Raw genomic sequence first — 26,115 nt, 5'->3', positions numbered from 1 at the left:
GCAAGCGCTTTCTATAAGGTATGAAGCTAGCCTGCCGACAGCGACCGGACAAGAGTCCGGGGCCGATCCACTGACTCACCCACCTTCCGGAGGAACAGCCGATGACAGTCACCCTGGCCGATGTGGCGGCCCGCGCCCGGGTGTCGCCCGCCACCGTTTCCCGCGTACTGAACGGCAACTACCCGGTGGCCGCATCCACCAGGGAGCGCGTACTTAGGGCGGTGGACGAACTGGACTACGTGCTGAACGGGCCGGCCAGCTCGCTCGCCGCCGCCACGTCCGATCTGATCGGGATCCTGGTCAACGACATCGCCGACCCGTTTTTCGGGATCATGGCCGGGGCCGCGCAGACCGAGATCGGCGGCCGGGAGGGAACCGGCCGGGCGGGTGGCGAGAAGCTCGCCGTCGTCTGCAACACGGGCGGTTCCCCCGAGCGTGAACTGACGTATCTCACCCTCCTCCAGCGCCAGCGGGCCGCCGCCGTGATCCTGACCGGTGGCGCCCTCGAAGACCCCACTCATATCGCGGCGATGTCCGCCAAGCTGACCAAACTCGCCGACGCGGGGACACATGTGGTGCTGTGCGGGCGGCCTCCGCTGCCGGGCAGCAGCGCGGTCGTCGCGTCGCTGGCCTTCGACAACCGGGGCGGCGGACGGCGGCTCACCGAGCATCTGCTGGCACTCGGGCACCGCAGGATCGGATACGTCGCGGGGCCGGCGGAGCGCACCACGACCCGGCATCGGCTGGAGGGCCACCGGGCGGCGTTGACCGCCGCGGGACTGACGCAGGACCAGGGTCCGCTGACCGTGCACGGCCCCTACGACCGGCGTTCGGGCTACGAGGCGACGCTGGAGCTGCTGCGGCGCGCGCCCGACCTGACGGCGGTGGTGGCCGCGAACGACACGGTGGCGCTGGGCGCGTGCGCGGCGGTGCGCGACCGGGGCCTGCGCATTCCGCAGGACATCTCGGTGGCGGGCTTCGACGATCTGCCGTTCTCGGTCGACGCGGTGCCGGCGCTGACGACGGTGCGGCTGCCCCTGAACGAGGCCGGGGCGCGGGCCGGGCGCCTGGCGATGGGGACGGAGGCGCCGCCGCCGGGCGGAATCGCGACGATCGCCGCGGAATTGATGGCGCGGGATTCGACGGCGCCGCCACGGGGCTGATGGGAGCGCGGGGGCATGCGGGCGGACACAGGCGGGCGCGGACGGACGCGGGTGCGTGCGGCGCGTACTCACGCGTGGGTGCGTGTGCGTGGGCGCGGGCGGGCGCGAGGGGCAGGCCAGGCGCCGAGCGGGAGGCCCGGTTCACCCGATCGAGTGTCTTGCCGATCTCGGCGACCCCGGCGTACCGTTGACTGAGTCAAGGAAAAAGTGAGTGAAGGGTCGGGGGACCATGACCATTCAGGAGATTCGCGCGTTCAACCGGTTCTACACCAACCTCATCGGCGCGCTGAATTACAGCAAGCACCTCTACACGCCGTACACGCTGACCGAGTCACGGCTGCTGTACGAGCTGGCGCACGCGCCAGGCACGGACGCCGCCGAACTCCGGGCCGAACTGTCGCTGGACGCAGGCTATTTGAGCAGAATGCTCACCAAGTTCGAGCGGGAGGGACTCGTGGAGCGCGGCCCGTCGGAGCGTGACGCCCGGCGGCAGCGGATCACGCTGACACAGCAGGGGCGCGGGACCGCCGCGCTGCTCGACGAGCGCGCGCAAGAGGCTGTCGGCACACTGCTGGACCGGGTCGAGCCGGACAAGCGCTCACGTCTCGCGGAGGCGTTGCGGACGGCCAGGGAAATACTGAGCGACGACGAGACGGCGGCGGACGGCCGCCGGGGAACCGCGCGTCGCGACGGGCCCGTGCTGCGCGAGCCGGTGCCCGGCGATCTGGGCTGGATCGTGCAGCGGCACGGCGCGGTGTACACGGCGGAGTACGGGTGGGACATCGCCTTCGAGGGCTCGGTCGCCAGGATCGTCGCCGACTACGCGGAGGACCACGACGAACGGCTGGAGCGGGTGTGGATAGCCGAGCTCGACGGGCGGCCGGTGGGTTCGATCATGTGTGTACGGGACGAGGCGCCCGACACCGCGCGACTGCGGCTCCTGCTCGTCGAGCCGGAAGCACGCGGGCACGGCCTGGGTGGGCAGTTGGTCCAAGCGGTTGTGGATTTCGCACGCGATGCGGGGTATCGGGAGGTGGTGCTGTGGACCAACGACATCCTGACCGCCGCTCGGAAGATCTACCTGCGGGCTGGATTCACCCTCGTCGCCGAGAACCCACACCATTCCTACGGAGCGGACCTGGTCGGCCAGGACTGGCGGCTGCCGCTTGTCGACGAGTCCGTCGCGGGCTCTGACTCGTGAAAGGAGACATGGAGTGAAATTCGCCTTCTCGACCCTCGGTGTCCCTGGCCTCCCCATCCCCGAGGTCGTCGCCCTCGCCAGTCGGACCGGCTACCAGGGTGTGGAGCTGCGCGCGCATCCGGAGGAGCCCGTACATCCCGGCATCGGCGCGGCGGAACGGGCCGCCGTGGTGGATGAGTTCAAGCGTCGCGGGGTCGAGATCCTGACCGTCGCGGGGTATGCGCGGGTGGCCGCCGAAGGCGGTGACGAGGAGCAGCTGAGCCGGGAGCTGGACGAACTGATCCTGCTGGCACGCAACCTGGGCGCCTCGTACATACGCGTCTTCCCGGGCGGCGGCGACCAGGACCCCGGGGCCGCCGACGCCACGGCCGCGCGGCGGCTGGCCGCTGCGGCGCCGCTCGCCGCGGAGTCAGAGGTGCGGATCCTGCTGGAGACGCACGACTCCCACCGCACGGGCGCCGACGCGATGCGCGTTCTCGGCCTTGTCGGCCACAAGCAGGTGGGTGCGCTCTGGGACGTGATGCACACGTGGCTCGGTGGTGAACGCCCGGTCACCAGCCATGCGTCGCTGTCGCCGCACCTCGGCTACATACAGGTGAAGGACATCGCGTCGGCGGAGAACACCACGCCGTTGGCGCTTGGCGCGGGGGTGCTGCCGTTGGGCGAGTGTGTCGGCCTGTTCGCCGGGGACGGGGACGACGGGTGGCTCTGCTGGGAGTACGAGAAGCGCTGGTACGCGGACGCGCCGGACCTGCCCGACCTGTTGATCCCCGGGCGCGAGTATCTGGAGGCGCTGCTCGCGCGGAAGCGCTGACGGCGGCCGGGGGCTCCGGGGTCCGGGCTACTGCTGGGGAGGCTTGGGCTTGCAGGCCAGCAGATGGGCATGCGGGGTCGGCTCCGTCTCGTAAGGCTCACGCAGGAGTTGGGCGGTCACCTGGAACCCGGCCTGTTCCAGCAGTTCGGTGATCCGGTCGGGGGACAGCCTGCGGAAGTCGAGGCAGACACGGTGGCCGAACGCCTCGTCGTAGTGCCGAGGCTCGTCGCCGACCTGGAAGGCGAGCAGCAGCCGTCCACCTGGGGCGAGGACCCGGTGGAACTGCGCGAAGACATGGGGCAGTTCCTCCGGGACGATATGGATGATCGAGTACCAGGCGACGAGGCCGGCGAGTCCGCCGTCGGGCAGGTCGAGGTCGGTCATCGACCCTTCCTCGAACCGCAGCTCCGGGTAGGTCCGGCGAGCCATCTCGACCATCACGGGTGACAGGTCGATACCGGAGATGTCGAGGCCGAGCGAGCGCAGGTGGGCGGTCACCTGGCCGGGGCCGCTGCCTATTTCGACGACGGGACCGGCACCGTCGGCCTGTACGTACTCGGCGAAGGTGCCGAGCATCGCGCGTCCCAGCGGGTTGGACTCCGGTTCGGACTTGGCGAGTTCGGCGTAGTCGGCGGCGATGGCGTTGTAGCCGTCTCGGGTGTCGCGCAGATAGGCGGGCTCAGGTGCGGTCATGGGCGAGGAGACTAGCCGCCTACCTCGTAACCGGGGATGAGGGGGTGGGGGGAGAGGGAGGGGTGGGGGGAGCCCCCCACCTCCCACCCCGTTGGCAGCACACCGCCACCGGTGCGCACCCCGTGTTCGCGCCGGTGGCGGTCCTGTGCGGACGACAGGCCTGTGGGCTACTGACGCAGCGTCGGCATCCGCTCCAGGTCCCGCTTGTCGAGCTTCGCGTCGAACCCGGCCAGCGGCTTCGCCTTCGCGGCGTCCTGCTGGACGGCGGCCGGCGCGACGTCCGCCCAGGCGAGGATCCGGGCCGTGGCCTTCGCCTGCTCGTCGGGGACCAGACCGGCGACGTTGGCACCGTGGTTGGCGCCCGGCGCGGTGAACACGTAGGTGTCCTTCGTGTCGCGGCCGGGACGGAAGCGCTCGGCGCCCCACGGGTCGTTCTCGCCGTAGACGAACATCATCCGGTTCGCGTGGTGGCGGACCCAGTTGTCGACGGACGGCATCTCCCACGGCCTGAACTTCATGGGGATGTCGCGCGGGACGAAGTTCCGAGGCGGCTGGTAGCCGTAGCGGCTCAGGTTACCGAGGTGGGGCAACTTGACGGTGGGCGCACCGAGTTCGGTGCCGGCCTGGTAGTAGTACGGCGTGTACCCGGCGAGGCCCTGGTCGGTGTAGAAGGAGAACCCGGAGATCGCGTCGATGATGTTGTAGATCTCCTCGTCCGACGCGGTGGCCGGCGGGATGCTCTCGCAGTCGGCTTCCAGGCTGTACTGCCAGAAGGCCCAGACGAAGTCGAGCACCACGGCCTCGTACGCCTTGTCGAGCGTGCCGACGGTGGTGAAGTTCGCGCCTTCCGCCTTCGCCCACGTCTCGTACATCTTCTCCAGCGGCTCACGCCGGACCAGCGCCTCGCGCTGTACGGCGTTGAGCTTGGCGCGGCACTCCTCGGTGCCGACCTGCTCGAAGAAGCGGTCGTAGGCGGAATCCTCGTTGTTCACCACGTCGTTGGGTGCCACGTAGGCGACGACGCCGTCCATGTCCCGCGGGTGGAAGCGCTCGTAGTACGTGGCGGTCATGCCGCCCTTCGAGCCTCCGGTGGCGAGCCACTTCTTCGGGTAGATCTTCTTCAGCTCGCCGAAGATCCGGTGCTGGTCGGCCGCGGCCTGCTCGTAGTCGAGCTTCGACCAGTCGGCCGGCTCGGGCCGGGACGGGGTGAAGAAGCGGTATTCGAGCGAGACCTGGTTGCCGTCGATGATCCGTGTCGGCTCACTGCGGCTCGGGTTGGTGGACACGCCGTACCCGCTCGTGAAGAAGACGGTGGGACGGCTGGTGTCCTTGTGCAGCAGCGTAAGGCGCTGCTTGAAGGTGCCCTTCGACGGCCGCTCGTGGTCGACCGGCTGGGTGTAGTTGAGGACGAAGTATCGGTAACCGGGGTACGGCTTCTCCTCGATCAGGCTCATCCCCGGGATGGCGAGGATCTGGTCCTTGATGTCGGGGGCCGCGGGTCCCGCGTTCCCGTCGGCGGCGGTTGCCGCACCGGCCGCGCCCAGCGTGCCGACGAGCAGCACGAGCGACAGCAGCCATCTCAGCGCCTTGCGCATTCACACTCCCTGTGTTCATGACAGACGCACGCGAACCTAGCCGGGGAGGCACCCGCCCCGCCAGCCCCGCGGGGCGTCATACCCCGGATGGAACCTGCCCGATGCCGCCTTCCGCATGTCTCGGAGCACCCCCACCCCGTCCGGCACGACCACCCCCTGCCGGCACGACACGACACGAAGGAGGCGCGAAGAGAGCGCGAAGAGCATTTGAAGAGGACGTGGAGGAACGGCCGGAGGCGAAAGCGGAACCGGCCCATCTGCCCTTCGAGGCGCAATTGCGGGACGCCTCCCGGAGTGGGCTCACCCGTCTCCACCGACGCTTAACACGACTGACACAACAAGGGCATGGGCTTTCCTCCACGTAACCGGCGCGGCACCTTGCCGTGCCCGGAATACCGCCTTCCCGTTCCCGCCCCGGGCAGCTTCCATCCGGCCATTCGGCCGTTTATCAACCCGGCCCACGACGGCCCGAATTGGTTGCCTCGGGAGCCCTTCCCCCCTCGCGGGACCTGCGGCCGGAGCGGCGCGCACGGCCTTCACGGCACGCCTCGACGGGGCGTGCGACCGCGTCCGCGACGGTACGTCGGACACTCCGGCCAAGTACCCAGTCGCGACGTTCCGGACATCACCCCACCCACGAGGGTCGGGCGAGACTCATGAGAACCTCAAATGGATGCTGTGATCTGCGTCACATATTCCGGGCGTGTCGCGCCACCCCCCGAACCCCTGCGCGAGGGCGGAAAACTGAAGCTGGGAGACCGTTCGAGCACCCTCCGGACCGACAGGTGACGAGTCGACAGCACAGGGCGATCACATCCCGCCCGGTTCACCCCACCCACCGAACCGTTTGAACATACGAAGTGAAGGCGAGATGGAGGGGTGTCATGGCCACGGGTGGCCGACGCCTCGCCCACCTCGAACGCGGGACAGACCACTCCCGCGTCACGGGCGGACGGACCGGATGACCACTCCGGTCCGATGACTGAAACGGGGGCACAAATTGACTGACGTATAGACCGAGAATCCGTACTTCCCGGACCACGCTCGATCGAACCTGCGAGAGCAGCTCTTCCGGCGGCAGCACTGTGAACGAGCTTGTTGTTTCAGGCCGTCGAGCACCTCGGAATCCGGCGCCTCACCGCCGGACGACCGTGAGGTTGATACAGGTGAATCCACGAAGTGTCCTAAGAGCCCCCCACCTCGGACTGGAAAACGATCACTTGAGAATCCTTCAACTTGTCTCGCAGGGCTGCACCATGGCGCAGGTCGCACGCCGGATGGGAATGAGCGACCGCACTCTGCGCCGCAAACTGCGGACCATATGCGAACGCGTCGACGTCGAAACGCCGATCGAGGCGGTCGTATGGGCCGTACGGAGAAGAATCGTCTGAGCCTCGTCCAATCCACGACCCGACGCCCGTACACCAATCACCAATCACCAATCACCATGCGGTAGCGCACCACATATCACGCGCTGAACGCGGTGCATGCGGTGCACTCGGTGCATGCGGTGCACTCGGGCGACGAGAATACGGAATTCTCGGTTCGGACAAGTAGGCGGTTACGAGCGGCGGTGTCGCGTGACGGTTAGCGGAGGAATCGTCACCGGGCCGCCGTTCGTCGGCCTGCTCAACAGGTACGGCCCGATGACCACGGGCCGACCGTGCCCGGTCGACCCGTGGTCGTACGGCCCCCGCCCCGGACGCCGCGACCGCCCCCCGGACCACCCTCGGGGGACGGCCGCGCACCGCCCGTCCGAGGCGGCGCGGCAGTCCGGCACGTTACCCACAGAGACCCGCCCTGGCCGGGGGGTGGCCGATGGCGGTCAATTCGTTGTCGGCCGACGGCGTCCCGCGATAGAAAACGGCTGTGGCAGGCGAAAAGATTCAATACCCGCAGGGCCGGTCTACCGCGTCGGCTGTCGACAGTCCCGTGGACGCATCGGTCGAACAGTTCCTCGTCCAGCTCCACTTGGGTTCACTCAACGCCTCGGAGGTCTTCTCCTATCCGGGCCGCAATGACAACTGGTCGGGCGTGACCGACGCCGGCCGTGCCGTATTCGTGAAGCGCCTCAAAGGGAATCCGAAGGAATCCCTGAAGCGCTACGAGCGGCTCATGTCATTCGAGCGCCTGATGAATCGCGGCCAATCACCCTTCCCTCGCCCCGAATTCCTGGGGGGCGACGAGGAACAACGTCTGCTGGTCTTCGGGATGCTCGACGACATCCGGTCGGGCAGCGAGCTGGCCGCCGAGGAGGAGTTCACCGAGGCGACGTCGGCCGAGGCCGGCCGTACGGTGGCCGCCCTGCACCAACTGCCCTTCCTGCCCGAGGACTTCCCCGAGCCGGATCCGCACCCGTACCCGCCCGTCGAGGACCTGCGGTCGCTGCCGCTGGAGAACTACGTCACCGCCACGGGCGCGTTCATCCAGGGCTGGGGGCTGTTGCAGCGCGACGCCCAGCTGCTCGACGCGCTCGAACGACTCCGGGCGACCGAGGCCCAGGCGCCGCGTGTGCCGATCCACGGAGATCTGAGGCTGGATCAGTTCCTGGCCACCGACGAGGCGTTGTACGTGAACGACTGGGAGGAGTTCCGGCTCGGCGATCCGGCGCGTGACGTCGGGGCGTACGTCGGCGAGTGGCTGCACCGCGCGGTGCTGCGGATCCCCTCGCAGGAGGCGGACGACGCCTTCTCGGCGACGCTCACGCACGAGGAGGTCGTGGCGCGCGGCGGCGAGGAGCTGAACCGCGTGCTGCCGCTGATCGCCGCGTTCCATCGCGGCTACCGCGAGGCCGGCGGCCCGCGGGACGACGGGCTCGTCGTACGGGCCACGTCGTACGCGGGCTGGCATCTGATCGACCGGCTGATCGCCTCGACCAAGGAGAACGGCCGTCTGTCGGCCATCGTCCGGGCCGCGGCGGGAATCGGCCGGACCGCGCTACTTGACCCGCGGAGCTTCGTCTCCACGGTGGGACTCGGGGAGGCCGCATGAGCACGGTCACGGGCACGGACGCCGCTGTCGGTGCCGAGGACGCCGTTCGCCCCCAGGAGAGGCAGCCGCTCCTGTCCGCCGGTCTGCGCGACGCGCTCGACACGGTCCGGATCGCGTCCGACGGCAGGACCGCCTGGGTCGGCGACGACGAGATCACGGCCGAGTCCCCGCCGGCGATGCGCTTCACACTCGCCCGCACCCTGTACGAGGTGCTGCACACCGGACGCGGAGTGCGCGACCGCAAGCCCCCCAAGACACTGCGCGCACCGGAGTACGAGGCGAGGCTCGCCAAGGCGACCCCGCATGCGACGACCGTCGCGCCCGCCGTCCTCACCGGGCGACGTACGGCCGCCGGCCGCCGCGTGGTGGAGATCGACGGCTTGCGCCTGGGCGTGCCCGACGCGGTGTCGCTGCGGGAGACCGGCCGTACGGTCGGCGAGCCGCCGCGCCCCGTGGTCCTGATGACCCTCCCGTCAGCCCGCCCGCTGATCTCGCCGGGATTCTTCCTGGTGGACAGCGGCAAGGGCCGCACCGGCGGCGGCGATCTGCTGCGCATGTATCTGCGGGTGGCCGACGCCGAACAGGGGCCCGCCCTGTGGAACGCCGTGCTGAGCACGCTGGAGAGCCGGTCGGCGATCTACCGGGCGAAGATCATCTCGAACCCGGCCAGCCTGCCGCGGAACGACGGCATGGTGGTCTATCTGAGTGCCGAATCCTGGGGCGTGGTCGACGCGTTGACCGAGAGCGCCCTGGCCACCGGGCTGCCGGACGGCCCGGCCCCGGCGTTCGCGCATGTGGTGGCACCGGGTGTGACGGCCGCGTTCGAGCCGAAGGACGACCGGGCCGGCATGCGCGGGCTCAGCTTCGGCGAGCACCGTGCGCATGTGGTGGCCCGCGCGTTCGTGGCCGCCGCCGAGCAGGGCCGGGAGCGCCCGACCGCCGCCGAGCTGGCGGCGGGCTGCGCCGAGGCGAACGTCGACCCCGCCGATCCCGCCCGGAACCTCGACTCCGCGGCCTGGCCCTGGACACCCACGGCCGACACCACCAACTCCAAAGCCGCCGCCGCTCCCTGACCCGGCGGCGAACTGTCAGCCGTGCGACCGAAAGTGACCGGATGTAACCGCAAGCTGGAGGAGAACCACCACCATGGCCAAGGAAGAACCACGTCCGGCCGGCACCGACGAACTGCGCGTCTTCGCCCAGCTCCTGGAGGGCCGGAAGACCGCCGTCGCCGGTGCGGTGGTGATGAGCATGCTCTCCGCCGTCGCCACGCTCATGCTCCCCCTCCAGGTCCGCGACCTGGTGGTGGCCCTGGGCCAGGACGAGCGGCCGATCCGCCCGATGCTCCTGATGGCCGGTCTGGCGCTCGGTGCCGGTCTCGCGTCGGCGATCGGCTCCTTCCTGCTGGCCCGCGCCGGTGAGGCCCTGGTCTCCGAGGCGCGGTTCCGGATCGCCGCGCACATCCTGACCCTGCCGCTGCGGCGCGTACGGCGCGAGGGAGCCGGCAATCTGGTCGCCCGCGCCAGCTCCGACAGCTCGCAGCTGCGCTCGGTGGTGGACGTCGGTGTGGCGCAGATCCCGTCGTCCCTGTTCCTGTCCGTCGGCACGCTGATCGCCATGGGTCTGCTGGACTGGGTCCTGCTGCTGGTCGTACTGGTCACCTTCACCGTCGCCGGTCTCGGTATCTTCGCCTGCGTCCGGGGGATCCGCAGCGGGGTCGAGAGGCAGCAGAACGCCATCGGCTCGATGTCCCAGCAGATGACGGCGGCGGTGCTGTCGCTGCCGACGGTCAAGGCGTTCCTGGCGGAGCGTCAGGTGGCGTCCTCGCTCGGGCACAGCGTCGACGACGCACGCAAGGCAGCCGTGTCCGTCGCGCGTGTGAGCGCGCTGGTCAGTCCCACGATGCAGTTCGGCCAGCAGCTCTCGATCGTCGCGGTGATGGTCGTCAGCGGGGCCCGGCTCGCCTCCGGGGATCTGAACATCGGTGAGTTCGCGGCCTTCATCGTCTATCTGCTCCAACTGGTGGCGCCGCTCACGCTGTTCGTCTCGGGCTTCGCCCGGATGCAGACGGGTCTGGCGGCGCGTGGCCGGCTCAACAGCGTGCTCATGATCCCGTCGGAGGAGTCCGGGGCCACCGCCGCGGTCGAGCCCTCCCTCACCGCGCCGGCCGTGGAGTTCGACCAGGTCACGTACGTGGACGGCGATCGCACGATCATCCACGAGGCGTCCTTCGCGGCGCCCGCGCGCGGACTGACCGCCATCGTCGGCCCTTCCGGAGCCGGCAAGACGACGCTCCTCGGCCTCACCGAACGCTTCCTGCTGCCGGACTCGGGCCGGATCTCGCTGTGCGGTTCCCCGGTCGAGGAGTGGCCGCTGCGGCAACTGCGCGGCGAGATCAGCTATGTCGACCAGAGCTTCACCCTCGTCGAGGGCACGGTGCGGCAGAACCTCCAGCTCGGCCGGGTCGGCGACGTGCCGGAGGCGGAGCTGTGGCAGGCGCTGGACGCGCTCGGACTGCGGGCGGCCGTGGAGGCGCTGCCGGACGGTCTGGACACCGAACTGGGCCGCGCCGAGGACCTGTCGGGCGGTCAGCGGCAACGGCTGGCGGCGGCCCGTGTACTGCTGCGGGACACCCGCGTCGTGCTGTTCGACGAGCCGACGTCCCAGCTCGACAGCGAGAACGAGGAGCGGCTGCGGGCGCTGATGCGTGAACTCGCCGCCGAGCGTGCGGTGATCGCGGTCGCGCACCGCATCTCCACCGTGCAGGACGCCGACCTGATCGTGGTCGTGGACGAGGGGCACATCGTCGACCGGGGTACGCACGAGGAGTTGCTGACGCGCTCCGGGCTCTACCAGGAGCTGGTGCACGGCCAGACGCTGCGCGGCACCAGGGAGCGGGCCACGGCCGTTCCGGAGGCCGCGACACCGGCGGCCCCCGCGCCCCCTGCGGCCTCTGCTCCCCCCACGGACCCGGCGCCCGCGCCGGAGCCCGCCCCCGCTTCCGAACCCGCGCCCGTGGCGGGTTCGGAGGCGGGAGCGGCGACCCGGTGACCGCCGAAGCCACGGCCGGAGCGAAAGCCGGAGCCGAAGCCGGAGCCGGGATGCCCGAACCCGTGGGCGTACGACGGCTGTTGGTCATCGGTACGGGGTCGGTGACCGCCGCCCACCTGCCGTTCTGGGCGAGCTGGCTGAAGGCGGCGCAGCCCGCCGTTGAGGTGCGTTACGTCCTGACGGGCGCGGCCACCCGGTTCGTCACCCGCGAGGCGCTGGCCGCCATCGGCGGCTGCGACGTGCTGGAGGACCGCTGGCCCGAGGAGCCCGAACCGCGCGCCCGCCATGTGGATCTCGCCCAGTGGCCGGACGCCGTGCTGGTCCTGCCCGCGACGCTCAACTACCTGGCCCGGCTGGCACTCGGGCTCGGTGACTCGCCGTCGGTCCTGGCGCTCCAGTGCACGGAGGCCGCGATCGCGCTGGCACCCGCGCTGCCGCCCGGTGGCGCGCAGAGCGCGGCGTACGCGGAGCACTCGGCGAAGCTCGCCGGACGCCACAACGTGGTGGTCGTCCCGCCTCATCCCGGCCGCAGTACGACCAGTGGCCGGCGCGAGGCGTGGGCACCCGCGTCGTTCCCCGACGTGCTGGCCGCGGCAGACCGGTTGCGGGCGGAGCTGGCAGTAGCGCAGGAGAAGCAGGCGAAGCAGGAGAAACAGAGGGAGAGAGCATGACCACCGAAGCACCCCGGCAGACCGAGAACCGTACGAACGGCTCCGCCAACGGCGCGAAGGCACCTCAGGACAACGGCAGCAGTGCGTACGGCGAGGCGCTGGCCGACGTCTACGACTCGCTCTACCCCACCTCGGGCCCGGCCATCGACTCCATGGTCACGTTCCTGGACGAGCTGTGCCCGGCACCCGCCTCACTGCTCGAACTGGGCGTCGGTACCGGCCGGTTGGCCATCCCGCTGGCGAAGCACGGCTACCGCGTGCACGGCGTGGACGCCTCCCCCGCGATGCTGGCGAAGCTCCACGAGAACGACCCCACGGGCGCCATCACCAGCTCGGTCGCCGACTTCAGCGAGCTGGTGGTGGAGGAGCGGTACGACGTGGTCCTCACCGCCCTCAACACGTTCTTCATGCTGCCCACGCAGGAGTTGCAGATCAGCTGTCTGCACGGCATCCACGACGCGCTCGCCGACGGCGGGGTCGCGGTCTTCGAGACGTACAACCCGCAGAACTACCACCGTCTCTCCGAGGCGACGACACAGGTCGGTCATCTGGCCCCGGACGCACTGCTGCTGGACACGGTCCAGGTGAACCGCCGGCTCCAGTCCGCGCTGGTCGTCCACACGATCCTGAGTCCGGGCGGGCTGCGGAAGGTGCCCGAGGTGAGCCGGTACGCGTGGCCCGCCGAGTTCGACGTGATGGCCAGGCTCGCGGGGCTGCGGGTCACCGGCCGCTGGGCCGGCTGGGACCGGAGCGCGCTGTCGGAGCTGACGGAGAAGCACATCGTGGTGGTGGAGCGTCAAGACGCATGACTTCCTTGACGAAGTGATGTGTTAACGCAATACTTCGACGAGTTAACACATCACTGTCATCATCGTCATCACCATCGGAAGGTGCGGCACATGGCTGCGGCAGCGCTGGAGGTCGACCGCGTACGGAAGAGCTACGGCAAGCGCCGAGCCGTCGACGACATGACCTTCGGCATCCGCGCCGGTGAGCTGTTCGGCTTCGTGGGAAGCAACGGGGCGGGCAAGACCACCACGATGCGGATCATCCTCGGCGTCCTCACCCCCGACGCCGGAGAGGTCCGCTGGCTGGGCCGCCCCGTCGACTTCGCGGCCCGCAGAATGTTCGGCTACATGCCCGAGGAGCGCGGCCTGTACCCGCGGATGAAGGTGGCCGAACACCTCAGGTACCTGGGCGAGTTGCACGGCATGTCGCGCGCCGCCGCACATGCCGCAGCCGACCGGTGGATCGAGCGGCTTGAGGTCTCGTCGTACGCCTCCGAGGAGGTCCAGAACCTCAGCCTCGGCAATCAGCAGCGCGTCCAGCTCGCCGCCGCGCTGGTCCACGAGCCGAAGGCGCTGGTGCTGGACGAGCCGTTCTCCGGCCTCGACCCGGTGGCGGTGGACGTGATGCGTGACGTGCTCGCGGAACGGGCCGCCGAAGGCGTTCCCGTCATCTTCTCCAGCCATCAACTGGCCCTGGTCGAGCGGGTCTGCCACCGGGTCGGCATCGTCAGCGGCGGGCGGCTCATCGCCTGTGGCACGGTCCAGGAGCTGAGCGAGAGCGCCGAGCGCCGGCTGCTGGTCGACGCGCCCGACGCGGGCGAGAACTGGGCGGCGGGGCTGGCGGGCGTGGAGGTCGTCAGCCGCGAGGGCACCCGCACCCGGCTCCGGCTGGCGAAGGGCGCCGACGACCAGCAGGTGTTGCACGCGGCGCTGGCCACGGGGCCGGTGTCCGCCTTCGTATCGGAACGGCCGCCGCTGACCGAGCTGTACCGCGATCTGGTGACCAGAGACGAGGCCGTCGCGAGCGAAGAGACGGCCACAGCGGCAGCGGGAGCGGCAGCGGGAGCGGCAGCGGGAGCAGGCGCGGCGGACGGCGACGGCGAGGGCGGCGGGCGATGAGCACAGCGGCACAAGCAGATACGGACGCGCAGCTGGTGGCAGGTGACGACGGCGGCGCACCGCCCCCCGGTGGCGCCCCCGCCCCCGATCCGGGCGCGCTGTCGGCCCGCCGGGCCGTCGGCCTGGTCGCCAAGCGCGAGATCAACAGCCGGATGCGGACGAAATCCTTCGTACTGAGCACGCTGGGACTGGCGCTCGCACTCGGCGTCTACACCCTGATCATCCTCTTCTCCAAGGAGGGGCCGACCAAGGTCGGTCTCGACCGGGACACCGCCGCGCTGCGCCCGATGCTCACCGCCGTCGCCGACCGGGGGACGGACTTCGGCTTCGAGTTCGTCACCGTCGACGGCGACCGCGCCGAGACGCTGCTGCGCGACGGTGACGTCTCCGCCGTGATCAGCGGCGACACGGCCGACCTCACCATGACGGTGGAACGCGAGACGGACGAAGACCTGCTCGCCATCGTGAACGCCGCGGTCACGGAGGAGCGCACCACGCGGGAGTTGGAGCGCGAGGGCGTGGACCCGGTGGACTTCGCGGAGCGCGTGGCGTCGTCGGCCCTGGAGACCAGAACGCTGGAGCCGACGGGGAACAGCGCGGCCGAGCAGTTCGCGCTGATCCTCTCCTCCACCGGGCTGCTGTACTTCTTCTTCGTCATCTACGGGATCATGCTGGCGCAGGGCGTCGTGGAGGAGAAGACCAGCCGCGTCGTGGAGCTGCTGCTCTCCAGCATCCGGCCCTGGCAGCTCCTCGCGGGCAAGCTGATCGGTGTGGCCGTGGTGGGCGTGACCCAACTCGTGCTGCTCGGCGGAGCCGCGGTCGTGCTCGCCGAGGGCACCGGGGCCATCTCGCTGCCCACGGCGGTGGCCGGGACACTGCTGACGGTGGGTGTCTGGTTCCTGCTCGGCTTCTTCCTCTTCGCCGCGATGCTGGCCGCCGCCGCCGCGCGCGTCTCGCGGCAGGAGGACCTTCAGGCGGTGGTGCAGCCGGTGATGGTGCTGATCACCACGCCGTTCGTGCTGGGCATAGCCCTGCTGAGCAAGAACGCGCACGACCCCGTGATCGAGTGGCTCTCCCTTCTGCCGCCGCTCAGCCCGATCCTGATGCCGGCGCGCATGGTGCTGGGGATCGCGCCGGCGTGGCAGGTGGCGGTGTCCCTGGTGCTGGCGGTGGCCGCGCTCGCGGGACTGACCCGGATCGCCGGGCGGATGTACGCCAACAGCGTGCTGCGCAGCGGCTCCAGAGTCCCGCTGGCCGACTCGCTGCGGCTGCGCTAGCTGCGGCTGCGCCGGACACCACTCGCTCCACTGGAACCCCGCTGTCCCGTCCGTACCCCTCCGTCTCGTCCACCCGCCGGACCCGCCGCCCCGAGATACGACGTCGGCCCGGCCCGATTCCCCGTCCGCCCTCACCTCTCGATCCCCCCATCACCCCCCACACCCAAACCTCACCTCACTCAACGGGAGTACGTCATGAGCACCGCACTGTGGATCGCCGTCGGAATCGCCCTCCTCGTCGCCGTCGTCGCCGGGATCAGCAAGAGCCGGAGCTGACCACCTGCCCGGCCCGCACCACTGACTGAGGGGCCGGCGTTTCCGGGGCCACCCGGAAACGCCGGCCCCTCCCGCGTACGCGCCTCAGAAGGCGAGTTCGTGGGACGACGTCCCGTCCCGCCGCAGCGGCGCGATGGCCGACTCGTCGGCGAGGACCACGCCGGTGAAGGCAGCGGGCCGGAAGTACCGGCGGGCCGCCTCAGTGACCGCCTCGTACGTCACCCCGTCCAGCAACGCCGCCCACCCGTGCAGCCAGTCGGCCCCCACCCCGATGTGCAGCAGATTCGACAGGCCGGAGGCGAGGGAGGCCGGGGAGGACATCGCCGTGGCGAGGGACCCGATCGCGTAGCTCCTGGCCGCGTCGACCTCCTCCGGCGACGGCGGCTCGGCCGCCATCCGCTCCAGCTCCGCCCGGATCACTCCGAGCGCCGCCACCGTGTGCTCGGCGGCGGTGTCGGCCTCGACCATCAGCGTCGACGCGCCCGGTACGGACTCCATGCCGGAGCCGAGCTGGTACGCGTACCCCTTCTCCTCACGCAGATGTGCGACCAGCCGGGACGCGAAGGACCCGCCGAAGACCAACTGGGCCAGATGCAGGGCGGGATGGCCCGGTTCCGTACGCGGCAGCGCCGGGGCCGCCAGCCGGATCATGCTCTGCACGGCGCCCGGCCGGTCCACCCACAGGGGCGGCCCGCCCAGGAACGACGGTGGCAGCTGGGGTGCGTCGTCGGCCGGCCCGGCCGCCCACGCCCCGAACACGTCGGTGACCGCCGCGAGAGCGTCGTCCGGCCGCAGATCGCCGACCAGGACGAGCACCGCACCGGAGGCTCCCAGATGCCGCGCGTGCAGCTCGGCCAGGTCCTCCGGCGTGCAGGCGGCGGCCAGTCGGGGCGCCGGCTGCCAGCGGGCGGCGACCTCGTCGCCGTACCGCCGGCGCAGCAGCGCCTGCTGGGCGACGGCCGCGGGCTGGTGGCCGGACAGCTCGATACGGCGTGCCAGCCGGGCCCGTTCGGCGGCGACGACGTCCTCCGTCAGCCGGGGCCGCAGCACCGTCTCGGCCAGCAGGGCCAGTACGGCGGGCAGGGAGCCGGCGAGGGTGTGACCGGTGACGGTGAACCTGCGGGCGTCGGCCCCGGCGCTCAGCGTCGCCCCGTGCGTGGCGAGGGCGGTGTCGAAGGCGTCGGCGTCGCGGTGCGTGGTGCCTTGCAGCAGGATCCCGGCCAGGAGCTGGCGCAGCGCGACCTCGCCCGGTCCCGTGGCGGCGTACGGGACGGTGAGCCGGACCTCGACGAGGGGGACGACGGGGGCCGAACAGAGCACCACCCGGAGCCCGTTGGGGAGGGTCGCGTCGAGGTCGGGCAGCGGCAGCCGCGCGCCACCGTGCGTGAGCGAGTCCTTCATGCCGCAGCCTTCCTCTGAAGGGGCGCGGTCGCACGCGGTACGAAACGTACGACCGCCCGGTGCGAGGCGCGCAGCCTGGCGGCGGCCCGGCTCACCTGCTCACCGGTCACCCCGGTCCGTATCAGCTCCGGCAGCCGCTCGGTCAGCTCCGCCTCGCCGAACAGCATTTCCCGCAGCCCGAGGAGTTGGGCCCGCGTGCTGGGATCGCCGAGTTCGCGCAGTGCGCCGGCCGCCCAACGGGCGGTGGTGGCGTGCAGCAGCCCGGCGTCGACCTCGTTCTCGGCGAGTGTCGCCAGAACGGCGTCCAGCGCGTCCGTGACCCGCCCGGCGTCGCCGTCTCCCCCACCACCGCCTCCCCCGCTGCCGCCTCCCCCGCCGCCGTACACGGCGAACAGGGTCAGCAGATCGGGCCCCCTCGTGTCCAGCGGCAGCCCGAACAGCCCGCACCCCACCGACAGGCTCGCCACCCCGGCCGACGCCGCCGGCCCCTGGCGCAGCAACGCGCGTCTGCCCTGTCCCAGCAGCGCCGCCAGGACCAGATGCGCGAGGTAGTCGGCGCGCTCCGTCACGGGGTCCGGCATCCGGTAGCCGACCGCCACGGCGGGCAGTCCGGCGTGCGGGTCTGTGACCAACCGCTCGATGTCCTCCCGGAGTTCCGGCTCGGGGGCGTCGGGCGTGGCCACCGCCGGACGCCCCGGCAGGGACCCGAAGTGCCGGCGTACGAGGCGTTCCGCCACGGCCGGGTCGAACGCGCCGGTCAGCGTCACCTGGGCATTTCCGGGACCGTAGTGATCGACAAAAAAACGCTCGCACAGCGGGATGTCAAGGGCGGCAAGATCGACGGTCTCGCCGTATCCGTCCCGTGCGTTTTCGGTACGGCTGTGCAGGGCACGCGGCAGTACCCAGGGAAAAGCGCCATAGGGGCGATTGCGCACCATGAGACGTATCTCTTCGTCAATCACCGCGGTCTGTGTGCGTAGATTTTGACGGGAAATACGCGGTGAACGCATTCGGTCCGCTTCAAGACCGAGCAGCATTTCCAACGCGGATGCGGGGGCGGCGGCGTAATAGACCGTCAGGTCCTGTCTGGTTTTGGCATCCGCGAGGCCGCCGGCCCGCTGCACCTCGGGCAGGTATCCGCCGGGTGGGGCCCCGTGGCCGCCCTGGACCATGAGATGTTCGAAGAGATGGGCAAGGCCCGTGTGCCCGCTGGGCTCGGTCCGGAAACCCACTCCGTAGTGGACGGCGACTCCGATTGACGCGCCGGTCGGATTAGGTGCGAGGAGCACCCGCAGGCCGTTGTCCAATACCATGCGGCGCAGTTGATTTCGGGTCATCCCGGCGAGCATAGACGGGGTCAACTACCGCCTCAACGGGGCTCGTTGACCGAAAGCGGCCAGTGTCCGAAAGCGGTCAACTCCATTGCCAGCTCGGCATCGGGAGCGGAATGGTGCTGGCACAGCCGGAGAACGTGATTCACCAATTGCGGATCCGGTCACCGTTCATTCTCGCTATCGTCCAAGGGAGTTGCCATGAACACCCAGTCCCTGATCAGCGGTTACGCCAGCTACGCCGACGCCGACGAGCTGGTCCCCGCGGTCGACGCCCCGGCTGCCACCACCACGATCACGACCTCGTCGCAGGCGTGCATCTCCGCCGCGTCGGCCATCTCGGCGGTGTCGATCGACAACACCTTCGACCACTCCTGCTGAACCGTCGTTCGTCCCAACCGTTCGCATCACTCAAGGAGCCGCAATGAACACCCAGTCCCTGATCAGCGGTTACGCCAGCTACGCCGACGCGGACGAGCTCGTCCCCGCGGTCGACGCCCCGGCTGCCACCACCACCATCACGACCTCGTCGGCCGCGTGCATCTCCGCCGCGTCCGCCATCTCGGCCGTGTCGATCGACAACACCTTCGACCACTCCTGCTGAACCGCGTAACCCCCTAGCACGACGCGAACAGGGCGGGTGCCCACCGCCGCAATCGGTGGGCACCCGCCTCACCGTTTTACCCGTCCTACTCGTCCCGGAAGCTTTCGCTGTCCTCGCCGTCCATACCGGACAGCCCCAGGAGGATCGACGGCAGCGCCGCGGAGGTCAGCATCAGCGTGGTGAGCAGCGCGGGAATCCGCTCGATGACATCGGGCTCGTTCTGGAAGGCGACCATGACCAGTACGACCGCCATGCCGGCGCCGACCGCGCACTGGTATCCGATGAACACGACCCGGTTGCGTACGACTTGTTCGCGCTCGTCGAGTCCGGCCACCGGCCGTTCACCGAGGCCGCGCGTCATCGAGCGGAGCACGCCCCACAGCATCAGCCAGAGGACGAAGGCCACGAGCCACCAGGAGTCGGAGAAGGCGTTGCCGTCCGAGATCTGTGACAGCACCACCATCACCGCGCTGAGCGCGCCGAGTGCGATCGCCATGGGCCGCAGGGGGCTCCGGGTCGCCGCCGTCGTTTCGTCGGAACCTGGTTGCGGGGTCACGAGCGTTCCTCCTTGTTGTACAGCTGGGCGGACAGCGGGACGAAGGGCTTACGACTGAAGATCGCCTCGACCGGAAGCCCGAACACGTCGCTGAGCCGGAACGCCAGATCGAGACTCGGGAAGTAGTCACCCCGTTCGATCGCGCCGATCGTCTGCGGGTGGACCTCCACCGAGTTGGCGAGCGCGACCCTGCTGAGGCCGCGCTCGGCGCGCAGGACTCTCAGCTGGTTGTAGATCGGCGATCCCTCGCGATGGCTCACTGGGCTCATACGGAGAAGGTAAGGGAAACACAACATTCCGTCAAGGAATGACAACAGATACAGTCAGCAACAGGCACCGCGCAACGCACAGCCGGAACAACCGCCACAGCTACCAGGGAAGGTGTGCTGCCTCGTGACCACCGACGCCTCCGACCGGTCGACGCTGCCGAGCATCCTCGTACCGAGCATGCCGGACACGACCGAGACCGTCCGTCCCTACGCCGAGCTGGTGCGCGACGGCGACGCACGCCGCGTCTGGATGGGCCAGTCGCTCAAGGTGGAGACGCACCAGGTGTTCGCGCATCTCGCCGGCGCCGGGGTACGCGTCCCGGTCGGCACCAGCGTGACGCTGATGCCGCTGCGCCACCCGTACGAGGCGGCCCTCCAGGCCCGTTCGCTGGCCCTGACGACGGGTCACCCGGTGGTGGCCGGTTACGGCGTCGGCGCGCCCGCCTTCGTACGGAGCCTGAACGGGCGGCCGTACGACAGCCCCCGCACGATGGCCGCCGAGTATCTGCGTACGGTCCGCTCCCTGCTGGACGGCGAGATCGTCGACCACGCCGGTGACTACCACGCGCTGCGCGGACGTCTGATGCCGATGGAACACCCGCCCGTGGAGGTCGGGGTGGGCGTGCTGCGCCCCAACATGGCGCGTACCGCGGGCGGTGTCGCCGATGTCGCCATCACCTGGATGACGCCGCCCGGCTATCTCGCCGAGACCCTGATACCCGCCCTGGACGAGGGCGCCAAGGGCCGGGACGCCCGGTGCCGGGTCGCGACCGTCGTCCATGTCGCGGTCGACCGCCCGAAGCGGGACCCGTACGTCCTCGCGCACACCGCCGCCGCCGGGCACCTGTCCGCCGACCACTACACGGACATGCTGCGCCGGGCCGGAGTCGCGGCCGACCCGGCCGACCCGCAGGCCGGTGCCGTCTCCCTGGTGGACAGCGGGACGTACGTGTACGGCTCCGCGGACCACATCGCGGGCGTGCTCGGCGAGTACCGGGACGCCGGGGTGGACGAGGTGATCCTCAACTGCGGCGGAGTCCTCTTCACGGAGGGTCAGGCCGCCGCGCTCAAGGACGCGCGGGAGATCGTCGAAGCGGTCCGGCGGCGGGACGGCCGTGGCTGACCGGGCGGACGCCCCGGCGGTCCCCGTGGCGGTACGGCCCGCGGGGGGCGCCGGATCGGTGATCGTACGCGAGTACGGCACCCGGTATCTGCGGATCACCGTGCGGTACCACGGCGACGAACGATTCAGCTGGCTGCGCGTCCCCGGGCCGGCCCACGACCGGCCGCAGGCGCCTCCCTCGCCTGCGGCCGGCGTGGCGCTGCGCCGGGTGGACGCCGTCGTCCGCGGCACGGGCTCCGGCGCCTGGCTCGCCCTCGGTGAGTGGGACGCGGCGCGCGGGGAGGGCGGTGTGCTGTATCGCGTGCCCGGCGCCGTCTCGGTCGCGCGGCTGCTGCCCTCGGGTGTCGACACCGCCTACGGGCTCTCCGTACGGGCGTTGGCGGATGCGGGCCGGACGCTGCGGCAACTGCACGACGTGCCGTGGGAGTTCGCGGAGCCCGCGCCGCCGCACCACGGCGTACGGCGGCTCCGGGCCTGGCTCTCCGGGGCCGGCTCCGGGGCGGGCTCCGGGGCGGGCTCCGGCTCCGGCTCCGGAGAGGAGAGCGCCCCGGACGCCGCCCGGCTGCGCGCCCTGGCCTACGACCGGCTCGGCCCCCGCCTGTGGACCCGGCTGGCCGACTGGGCCGAGGCCGCCCAGGAACCACCCGGCAGGGGAGGAGCGGTCCTGCTGCACGGCGCGCCGAGCACCGGCTGGCTGGTCCCCTCCCCTGCCGGTGACCACAGCGCCCTGCTCACCGGCGAAGAGGTCACCGGCGGCGCCCCGGCGCTCGACCTCGGCTGGATCCTCGGCGAACTGCACGAACTGCGCTCCGCCGCCACGCGCGGTCTCGGCGCCGCCGGTCAGGGCCCGCCGGTGGACTATCCGGCCGCCGCCCGCGCCCTGCTCTCCGGCTACCTCCGTAAGGAGGACGGCGACACCGCTCCTCCTACGGAGGTGGCCGCCGCGCTGCCGCCGGGCACCGCCCGCGCCGCCACCCTCCGACTCGCCATCCACATGCGGGACTTCGCGTCCTTCGTCGGCTGGCACGAGGACCTGGCCCACTACGCGGACCTGCTGGCGGAGACGCTTGACGCGGAGGGCGCGCCCACCGTCCAGTGGTGAGCGCACCCCGTCACGTCGCCGCCGTCACGCCCCCGCGACGGTAGCGGTCTCCTCCTCGTCCTCCGGCGCGGGCGGCTCCGCCTCGCCGATGAAGCTGCGCCACAGCCCCGCGTACGAGCCGTCCAGCGCGAGCAGTTCCCCGTGCGTGCCGTCCTCCACCACCCGGCCGTGGTCCAGCACGACCACCCGGTCCGCGCGGGCCGCCGTCGTCAACCGGTGCGCGACGACCAGCGTCGTCCGCCGCCCCGACAGCCGGTCCGTCGCCTGGTTGACCAGCGCCTCGGTCGCGAGGTCGAGCGCGGCGGTCGCCTCGTCCAGCAACAGGACGTCCGGGTCGACCAGTTCGGCACGGGCCAGGGCGATCAACTGCCGCTGACCGGCGGAGAGGTTACGGCCCCGCTCGGCGACCTCGTGCAGATAGCCGCCGTCCAGCGTGGCGATCATCTCGTGCGCGCCGACCGCGCGGGCCGCCGCCTCCACCTCTGCGTCGGTGGCCCCCGGCCGCCCGTAGGCGATGGCGTCGCGCACCGTACCGGCGAAGAGGTACGCCTCCTGCGGTACGACGCCGAGCCGGTGCCGGTACGCCGTCATGTCCAGGTCGCGCAGGTCGGTGCCGTCCGCCGTGACACGCCCGGACGTCGGGTCGTAGAAGCGGGCGACGAGCTTGACGAGCGTGGACTTGCCCGCGCCCGTCTCGCCGACGAACGCGACCGTCTGACCGGCAGGTATACGGAGGTTGACGCCCATGAGGGCGGTCTCCTCCTGGACCGGGGCCTTCCGCAGGACGACGGCCTCGTCCGGGTCGCCGGCGCCGCCGCCCTCGGCCAGGCCGCCCTCCAGGTTGCCGTACGCGAAGTGCACGTCCTCGAAGGCGATCTCGCCCCGCAGCGACGGCACGTCGACCGGCTTCCGCGCCGCCTCTGTAGAGGTCGGCTCGCGCAGCAGCTCCTGGATGCGCCCCAGCGAGACCGTGGCCTGCTGGTAGCCGTCGAAGACCTGCGACAGCTGCTGCACAGGGGCGAAGAACAGCTCGATGTAGAGGAGGTACGCGACGAGCGCGCCGGTCGTCAGCGTCCCCGACTCCACCCGGCCCGCGCCGACGATCAGCACGGCGGCAGCGGCCACCGACGACAGCAGCTGGACGAACGGGAAGTAGACGGAGATCAGCCACTGGCCGCGTACCCGCGCCTGCCGGTAGTGGTCGCTTCGGCCCGCGAACCGCTCCGCGCCGTCCTTCTCGCGCCCGAAGGCCTGGACGATGCGCAGCCCGGAGACCGACTCCTGGAGGTCGGCGTTGACGACGCTGATGCGCTCGCGCGCCAGCTCGTACGCCTGGACGCTCTTGCGCCGGAAGAAGACGGTGCCGACGATCAGCACGGGGAGCGTCGCGAAGACCACCAGCGCCAGCTCCACGTCGATGACGAGCAGCACGACGAGGATGCCGAAGAAGGTGACGACGGAGACGAAGGCCGTGACGAGCCCGGTCTGGAGGAACGTCGACAGCGCGTCCACGTCGGTCGTCATCCGGGTCATGATGCGGCCGGTCAACTCGCGCTCGTAGTAGTCGAGTCCGAGGCGCTGGAGCTGCGCGAAGATCTTCAGGCGCAGTGAGTACAGGACGCGTTCGCCGGTGCGCCCGGTCATCCGCGTCTCGCCGATCTGGGCCGCCCACTGGACGAGCACGACGACCAGCCCCAGCAGGGACGCCGCCCACACCGCGCCGAGCGCGAGCTGTTCCACGCCTTCGTCGATGCCGTGCCTGATCAGGACCGGCAGCAGCAGGCCCATACCGGCGTCGACGGCCACCAGGGCGAGGCTGGCCGCCAGGGGCAGTCCGAAGCCGCCCAGCAGTCGGCGCAGTCCGTACGACGACTCGGAGGCGACGGCGCGGGCCTCGTCGATCGACGGGACGTCGGTGGCCGGTGGCAACGCCTCGACCTGCGCGAGGAGTTCGGGTGTCGCACCGGGAGCGGCGGACTCCTCGGCGGGCGCCTCCTCGCGTTCCCACAGGGCGGGGGTGATGCCGCGTTCGGCGTCGAACTCGGCGTCGATCTCCTCCTGGACGGTGCGGTCGTCCTGCGCGGACGCGTCGCCGACGAGGGCCGGGACGTGGCCCGGAGAGACGCCGCCCAGTTCGTCGGGGTCGGTGAGCAGCCTTCGGTAGAGGGCGGACCGTTCCTGGAGTTCGTCGTGGGTGCCGATGTCGGCGAGCCGTCCGTCGTCGAGGACGGCGATGCGGTCGGCGAGGCCGAGTGTGGAGCGGCGGTGGGCGATGAGCAGCGTCGTACGGCCCGCCATGACCGAGCGCAGCGCCTCGTGGATCTCGTGCTCGACGCGGGCGTCGACGGCGGAGGTGGCGTCGTCCAGGAGCAGCAGGCGGGGGTCGGTGAGGATGGCGCGGGCCAGGGCGATGCGCTGGCGCTGGCCGCCGGAGAGGGTCAGGCCCTGTTCGCCGACGGTGGTGTCGTATCCGGCGGGCAGTTCGGCGATGAAGCGGTCGGCCTGGGCGGCGCGGACGGCGCGTTCGATCTCCTCGTCGGTGGCGTCGGGTTTGCCGTAGGCGATGTTGGCGCGGACGGTGTCGGAGAAGAGGAAGCTGTCTTCCGGTACGAGCCCGATGGCGGCGCGCAGGGAGTCGAGGGTCAGTTCGCGTACGTCGTGGCCGCCGACGAGCACGGCGCCGTGCGTCACGTCGTAGAAGCGCGGCAGGAGCATCGACACGGTGGATTTGCCGCTGCCGGAGGAGCCGACGACGGCGACGGTCTCGCCGGGGCGGATCTCCAGCGAGAAGCCGTCCAGGACGGTGCGGCCGTCCGCGTACGAGAAGGTCACGTCGTCGAACTCGACGGACGCCTCGGCGTCGGCGGGCAGGTCCTTCGTGCCGTTCCGGATGGACGGTTCGGTGTCGATGAGTTCCAGGACCCGCTCGACGCCCGCGCGGGCCTGCTGGCCGACGGTCAGGACCATGGCGAGCATCCGGACGGGGCCGATGAGCTGCGCGAGGTAGGTGGAGAAGGCGACGAACGTGCCGAGGGTGATCTGACCGCGGGTGGCGAGCCAGCCGCCGAACGCGAGCATCGCGACCTGCCCGAGGGCCGGTACGGCCTGGAGGGCGGGTGTGTAGCGGGAGTTGAGCTTGATCGTACGCAGCCGGGCCGCGAACAGTTTGCGGCCGGCGGCCCGCAGCTTGCCGGTCTCCTGGTCCTCCTGGCCGAAGCCCTTGACGACGCGTACGCCGGAGACGGATCCGTCGACCACGCCCGCGACGGTCGCGGCCTGCGACTGGGCGTACCAGGTGGCGGGGTGCAGCCGGGTGCGGCTGCGCCGGGCGATGAACCAGAGGGCGGGGGCGACGGCGAGGGCGACGAGGGTCAGGGGCAGCGAAAGCCACGCCATGATCACGAGGGAGATGAGGAAGAGCAGGACGTTGCCGATGGTCATCGGCAGCATGAAGAGCAGGCCCTGGATGAGCTGGAGGTCGCTGGTGGCGCGGCCGATGACCTGGCCGGTGGACAGCTCGTCCTGGCGGCGGCCGTCGAGTCCGGCGATGGTGCCGTACATCTCCGTACGGAGGTCGTGCTGGACGTCGAGGGCGAGGCGTCCGCCGTAGTAGCGGCGGATGTACGTCATGACGTAGATGACCACGGCCGCGGCTATCAGGAGGCCGGTCCAGACGGCGATGGAGCGGGTGCCGCTGCCTATGACGTCGTCGATGACGACCTTGGTGATCAGCGGGACGAGGGCCATGACGGCCATGCCGGCGAGGGACGAGCCCAGAGCGAGGATGACGTTGCGCCGGTAGCGCCAGGCGTACCCGACGAGCCGCCGGGCCCAGCCGGCGTCCTTCCGGTCCGTTACGCTCCCGCCCGCCCGCTCGCGCTCGGGATCTGTTCGCTCCGCCGCCACTGTCTCCGCCCTCCGTTGCCCTGCCGCTTGTCGGTACGCGGGCCTCCCCCGTGGACCCCCTGCCGGAAGGCATCAACGCGCCCACGTGCGGAATTCATCCCGCAGCAACAAATACCCGTCCCCGGTCGTACGCGCTCGTCGGAGGTACTAGGACTGATGACCGATCGGCCGCCGGACAGGCAGG

General features: G+C 70.8%; 22 protein-coding genes. 15 read left to right on the top strand and 7 right to left on the bottom strand.

Going from position 1 to position 26,115, the window contains the following annotated elements:
• Positions 1-101 precede the first annotated feature (101 nt).
• The 3 genes from ACIBLA_RS15845 to ACIBLA_RS15835 all read left to right on the top strand — a co-directional run bounded on the left by ACIBLA_RS15845 (position 102) and on the right by ACIBLA_RS15835 (position 3,178).
• Entirely contained in the window at positions 102-1,163 is a 1,062-nt protein-coding gene (locus ACIBLA_RS15845; RefSeq protein WP_363242302.1) for a LacI family DNA-binding transcriptional regulator, read from the top strand.
• Positions 1,164-1,392: 229 nt separating this feature from the next.
• A complete protein-coding gene (locus tag ACIBLA_RS15840; RefSeq protein WP_399198914.1) occupies positions 1,393-2,364 on the top strand; it encodes a GNAT family N-acetyltransferase in 972 nt (323 codons plus the stop codon).
• Positions 2,365-2,377: 13 nt separating this feature from the next.
• Positions 2,378-3,178 carry a sugar phosphate isomerase/epimerase family protein gene (locus ACIBLA_RS15835; protein ID WP_399198913.1) on the top strand — a complete coding sequence of 267 codons (801 nt, stop codon included), beginning with the start codon at positions 2,378-2,380 and terminating at the stop codon, positions 3,176-3,178.
• 27 nt (positions 3,179-3,205) lie between these two features.
• On the opposite strand, the gene ACIBLA_RS15830 is transcribed toward ACIBLA_RS15835, so the two are convergent.
• Complete coding sequence (locus tag ACIBLA_RS15830; RefSeq protein WP_363242305.1) at positions 3,206-3,871, bottom strand: methyltransferase domain-containing protein; 666 nt, start codon at positions 3,869-3,871, stop codon at positions 3,206-3,208.
• Positions 3,872-4,038: 167 nt separating this feature from the next.
• Positions 4,039-5,466 carry an aminopeptidase gene (locus ACIBLA_RS15825; protein WP_399198912.1) on the bottom strand — a complete coding sequence of 476 codons (1,428 nt, stop codon included), beginning with the start codon at positions 5,464-5,466 and terminating at the stop codon, positions 4,039-4,041.
• A gap of 1,220 nt (positions 5,467-6,686) precedes the next feature.
• Here ACIBLA_RS15825 and ACIBLA_RS15820 point away from each other — a divergent pair.
• The 8 genes from ACIBLA_RS15820 (at position 6,687) to ACIBLA_RS15785 (ending at position 15,363) form a co-directional block, all read left to right on the top strand.
• Positions 6,687-6,857, top strand: a complete 171-nt coding sequence (locus ACIBLA_RS15820; protein WP_242571732.1) for a LuxR C-terminal-related transcriptional regulator — start codon at positions 6,687-6,689, stop codon at positions 6,855-6,857.
• 541 nt (positions 6,858-7,398) lie between these two features.
• Positions 7,399-8,457 (top strand): class V lanthionine synthetase subunit LxmK, encoded by a 1,059-nt coding sequence (lxmK, locus tag ACIBLA_RS15815; protein WP_363242307.1) that lies wholly within the window; start codon positions 7,399-7,401, stop codon positions 8,455-8,457.
• On the top strand, positions 8,454-9,530 hold the full coding sequence (locus ACIBLA_RS15810; protein ID WP_363242308.1) for a T3SS effector HopA1 family protein: 1,077 nt from the start codon (positions 8,454-8,456) through the stop codon (positions 9,528-9,530). The genes lxmK and ACIBLA_RS15810 overlap by 4 nt, the downstream gene beginning before the upstream one ends.
• A gap of 73 nt (positions 9,531-9,603) precedes the next feature.
• The gene (locus tag ACIBLA_RS15805) at positions 9,604-11,508 is read left to right on the top strand and encodes an ABC transporter ATP-binding protein (RefSeq protein WP_399198910.1); all 1,905 of its coding nucleotides are present in this window, start codon (positions 9,604-9,606) and stop codon (positions 11,506-11,508) included.
• Positions 11,509-11,558: 50 nt separating this feature from the next.
• Positions 11,559-12,179 carry a flavoprotein gene (locus ACIBLA_RS15800; protein WP_363242310.1) on the top strand — a complete coding sequence of 207 codons (621 nt, stop codon included), beginning with the start codon at positions 11,559-11,561 and terminating at the stop codon, positions 12,177-12,179.
• Positions 12,176-12,988, top strand: coding sequence for a class I SAM-dependent methyltransferase (locus ACIBLA_RS15795; protein ID WP_399198909.1), 813 nt, complete (start codon positions 12,176-12,178; stop codon positions 12,986-12,988). The genes ACIBLA_RS15800 and ACIBLA_RS15795 overlap by 4 nt, the downstream gene beginning before the upstream one ends.
• Before the next feature lie 90 nt (positions 12,989-13,078).
• Positions 13,079-14,086, top strand: a complete 1,008-nt coding sequence (locus ACIBLA_RS15790) for an ABC transporter ATP-binding protein (RefSeq protein WP_399198908.1) — start codon at positions 13,079-13,081, stop codon at positions 14,084-14,086.
• Entirely contained in the window at positions 14,083-15,363 is a 1,281-nt protein-coding gene (locus ACIBLA_RS15785; RefSeq protein WP_399198907.1) for an ABC transporter permease, read from the top strand. The genes ACIBLA_RS15790 and ACIBLA_RS15785 overlap by 4 nt, the downstream gene beginning before the upstream one ends.
• A gap of 360 nt (positions 15,364-15,723) precedes the next feature.
• On the opposite strand, the gene ACIBLA_RS15780 is transcribed toward ACIBLA_RS15785, so the two are convergent.
• Together ACIBLA_RS15780 and ACIBLA_RS15775 are read right to left on the bottom strand one after the other, a co-directional pair.
• Positions 15,724-17,040 (bottom strand): M16 family metallopeptidase, encoded by a 1,317-nt coding sequence (locus tag ACIBLA_RS15780; RefSeq protein ID WP_399198906.1) that lies wholly within the window; start codon positions 17,038-17,040, stop codon positions 15,724-15,726.
• Positions 17,037-18,377 carry a pitrilysin family protein gene (locus tag ACIBLA_RS15775; protein WP_363242315.1) on the bottom strand — a complete coding sequence of 447 codons (1,341 nt, stop codon included), beginning with the start codon at positions 18,375-18,377 and terminating at the stop codon, positions 17,037-17,039. Before ACIBLA_RS15775 ends, ACIBLA_RS15780 begins: the two co-directional genes overlap by 4 nt.
• A 195-nt stretch (positions 18,378-18,572) precedes the next feature.
• Here ACIBLA_RS15775 and ACIBLA_RS15770 point away from each other — a divergent pair, with 195 nt between their 5' ends.
• Together ACIBLA_RS15770 and ACIBLA_RS15765 are read left to right on the top strand one after the other, a co-directional pair.
• Positions 18,573-18,752 carry an LxmA leader domain family RiPP gene (locus ACIBLA_RS15770; protein WP_363242316.1) on the top strand — a complete coding sequence of 60 codons (180 nt, stop codon included), beginning with the start codon at positions 18,573-18,575 and terminating at the stop codon, positions 18,750-18,752.
• Between the two features lie 43 nt (positions 18,753-18,795).
• Positions 18,796-18,975, top strand: coding sequence for an LxmA leader domain family RiPP (locus ACIBLA_RS15765; RefSeq protein ID WP_363242317.1), 180 nt, complete (start codon positions 18,796-18,798; stop codon positions 18,973-18,975).
• Positions 18,976-19,060: 85 nt separating this feature from the next.
• On the opposite strand, the gene ACIBLA_RS15760 is transcribed toward ACIBLA_RS15765, so the two are convergent.
• Both ACIBLA_RS15760 and ACIBLA_RS15755 read right to left on the bottom strand, forming a co-directional pair.
• Positions 19,061-19,531, bottom strand: a complete 471-nt coding sequence (locus ACIBLA_RS15760) for a hypothetical protein (RefSeq protein WP_399198905.1) — start codon at positions 19,529-19,531, stop codon at positions 19,061-19,063.
• Positions 19,528-19,800, bottom strand: a complete 273-nt coding sequence (locus tag ACIBLA_RS15755) for a helix-turn-helix transcriptional regulator (RefSeq protein ID WP_031231541.1) — start codon at positions 19,798-19,800, stop codon at positions 19,528-19,530. The genes ACIBLA_RS15760 and ACIBLA_RS15755 overlap by 4 nt, the downstream gene beginning before the upstream one ends.
• Before the next feature lie 124 nt (positions 19,801-19,924).
• Here ACIBLA_RS15755 and ACIBLA_RS15750 point away from each other — a divergent pair, with 124 nt between their 5' ends.
• Together ACIBLA_RS15750 and ACIBLA_RS15745 are read left to right on the top strand one after the other, a co-directional pair.
• On the top strand, positions 19,925-20,923 hold the full coding sequence (locus ACIBLA_RS15750; protein WP_363242319.1) for an LLM class flavin-dependent oxidoreductase: 999 nt from the start codon (positions 19,925-19,927) through the stop codon (positions 20,921-20,923).
• Positions 20,916-22,025 carry a hypothetical protein gene (locus ACIBLA_RS15745; protein ID WP_399198904.1) on the top strand — a complete coding sequence of 370 codons (1,110 nt, stop codon included), beginning with the start codon at positions 20,916-20,918 and terminating at the stop codon, positions 22,023-22,025. Before ACIBLA_RS15750 ends, ACIBLA_RS15745 begins: the two co-directional genes overlap by 8 nt.
• A 24-nt stretch (positions 22,026-22,049) precedes the next feature.
• On the opposite strand, the gene ACIBLA_RS15740 is transcribed toward ACIBLA_RS15745, so the two are convergent.
• On the bottom strand, positions 22,050-25,931 hold the full coding sequence (locus tag ACIBLA_RS15740; protein WP_399198903.1) for an ABC transporter ATP-binding protein: 3,882 nt from the start codon (positions 25,929-25,931) through the stop codon (positions 22,050-22,052).
• Positions 25,932-26,115: the final 184 nt, after the last annotated feature.

The sequence above is a fragment of the Streptomyces sp. NPDC050433 genome (assembly GCF_044458565.1).
GTDB lineage: Bacteria > Actinomycetota > Actinomycetes > Streptomycetales > Streptomycetaceae > Streptomyces.
This window is presented reverse-complemented; position numbering and strand designations above follow the sequence as displayed.

Bases quoted from the DNA above. Each gene is read 5' to 3' on its own strand.
- ACIBLA_RS15845 (WP_363242302.1), top strand. From the start codon at position 102: ATGACAGTCACCCTGGCCGATGTGGCGGCCCGCGCCCGGGTGTCGCCC.
- ACIBLA_RS15840 (WP_399198914.1), top strand. From the start codon at position 1,393: ATGACCATTCAGGAGATTCGCGCGTTCAACCGGTTCTACACCAACCTC.
- ACIBLA_RS15830 (WP_363242305.1), bottom strand. From the start codon at position 3,871: ATGACCGCACCTGAGCCCGCCTATCTGCGCGACACCCGAGACGGCTAC.
- ACIBLA_RS15825 (WP_399198912.1), bottom strand. From the start codon at position 5,466: ATGCGCAAGGCGCTGAGATGGCTGCTGTCGCTCGTGCTGCTCGTCGGC.
- ACIBLA_RS15810 (WP_363242308.1), top strand. From the start codon at position 8,454: ATGAGCACGGTCACGGGCACGGACGCCGCTGTCGGTGCCGAGGACGCC.
- ACIBLA_RS15805 (WP_399198910.1), top strand. From the start codon at position 9,604: ATGGCCAAGGAAGAACCACGTCCGGCCGGCACCGACGAACTGCGCGTC.
- ACIBLA_RS15800 (WP_363242310.1), top strand. From the start codon at position 11,559: ATGCCCGAACCCGTGGGCGTACGACGGCTGTTGGTCATCGGTACGGGG.
- ACIBLA_RS15795 (WP_399198909.1), top strand. From the start codon at position 12,176: ATGACCACCGAAGCACCCCGGCAGACCGAGAACCGTACGAACGGCTCC.
- ACIBLA_RS15790 (WP_399198908.1), top strand. From the start codon at position 13,079: ATGGCTGCGGCAGCGCTGGAGGTCGACCGCGTACGGAAGAGCTACGGC.
- ACIBLA_RS15785 (WP_399198907.1), top strand. From the start codon at position 14,083: ATGAGCACAGCGGCACAAGCAGATACGGACGCGCAGCTGGTGGCAGGT.
- ACIBLA_RS15780 (WP_399198906.1), bottom strand. From the start codon at position 17,040: ATGAAGGACTCGCTCACGCACGGTGGCGCGCGGCTGCCGCTGCCCGAC.
- ACIBLA_RS15775 (WP_363242315.1), bottom strand. From the start codon at position 18,377: ATGACCCGAAATCAACTGCGCCGCATGGTATTGGACAACGGCCTGCGG.
- ACIBLA_RS15770 (WP_363242316.1), top strand. From the start codon at position 18,573: ATGAACACCCAGTCCCTGATCAGCGGTTACGCCAGCTACGCCGACGCC.
- ACIBLA_RS15765 (WP_363242317.1), top strand. From the start codon at position 18,796: ATGAACACCCAGTCCCTGATCAGCGGTTACGCCAGCTACGCCGACGCG.
- ACIBLA_RS15755 (WP_031231541.1), bottom strand. From the start codon at position 19,800: ATGAGCCCAGTGAGCCATCGCGAGGGATCGCCGATCTACAACCAGCTG.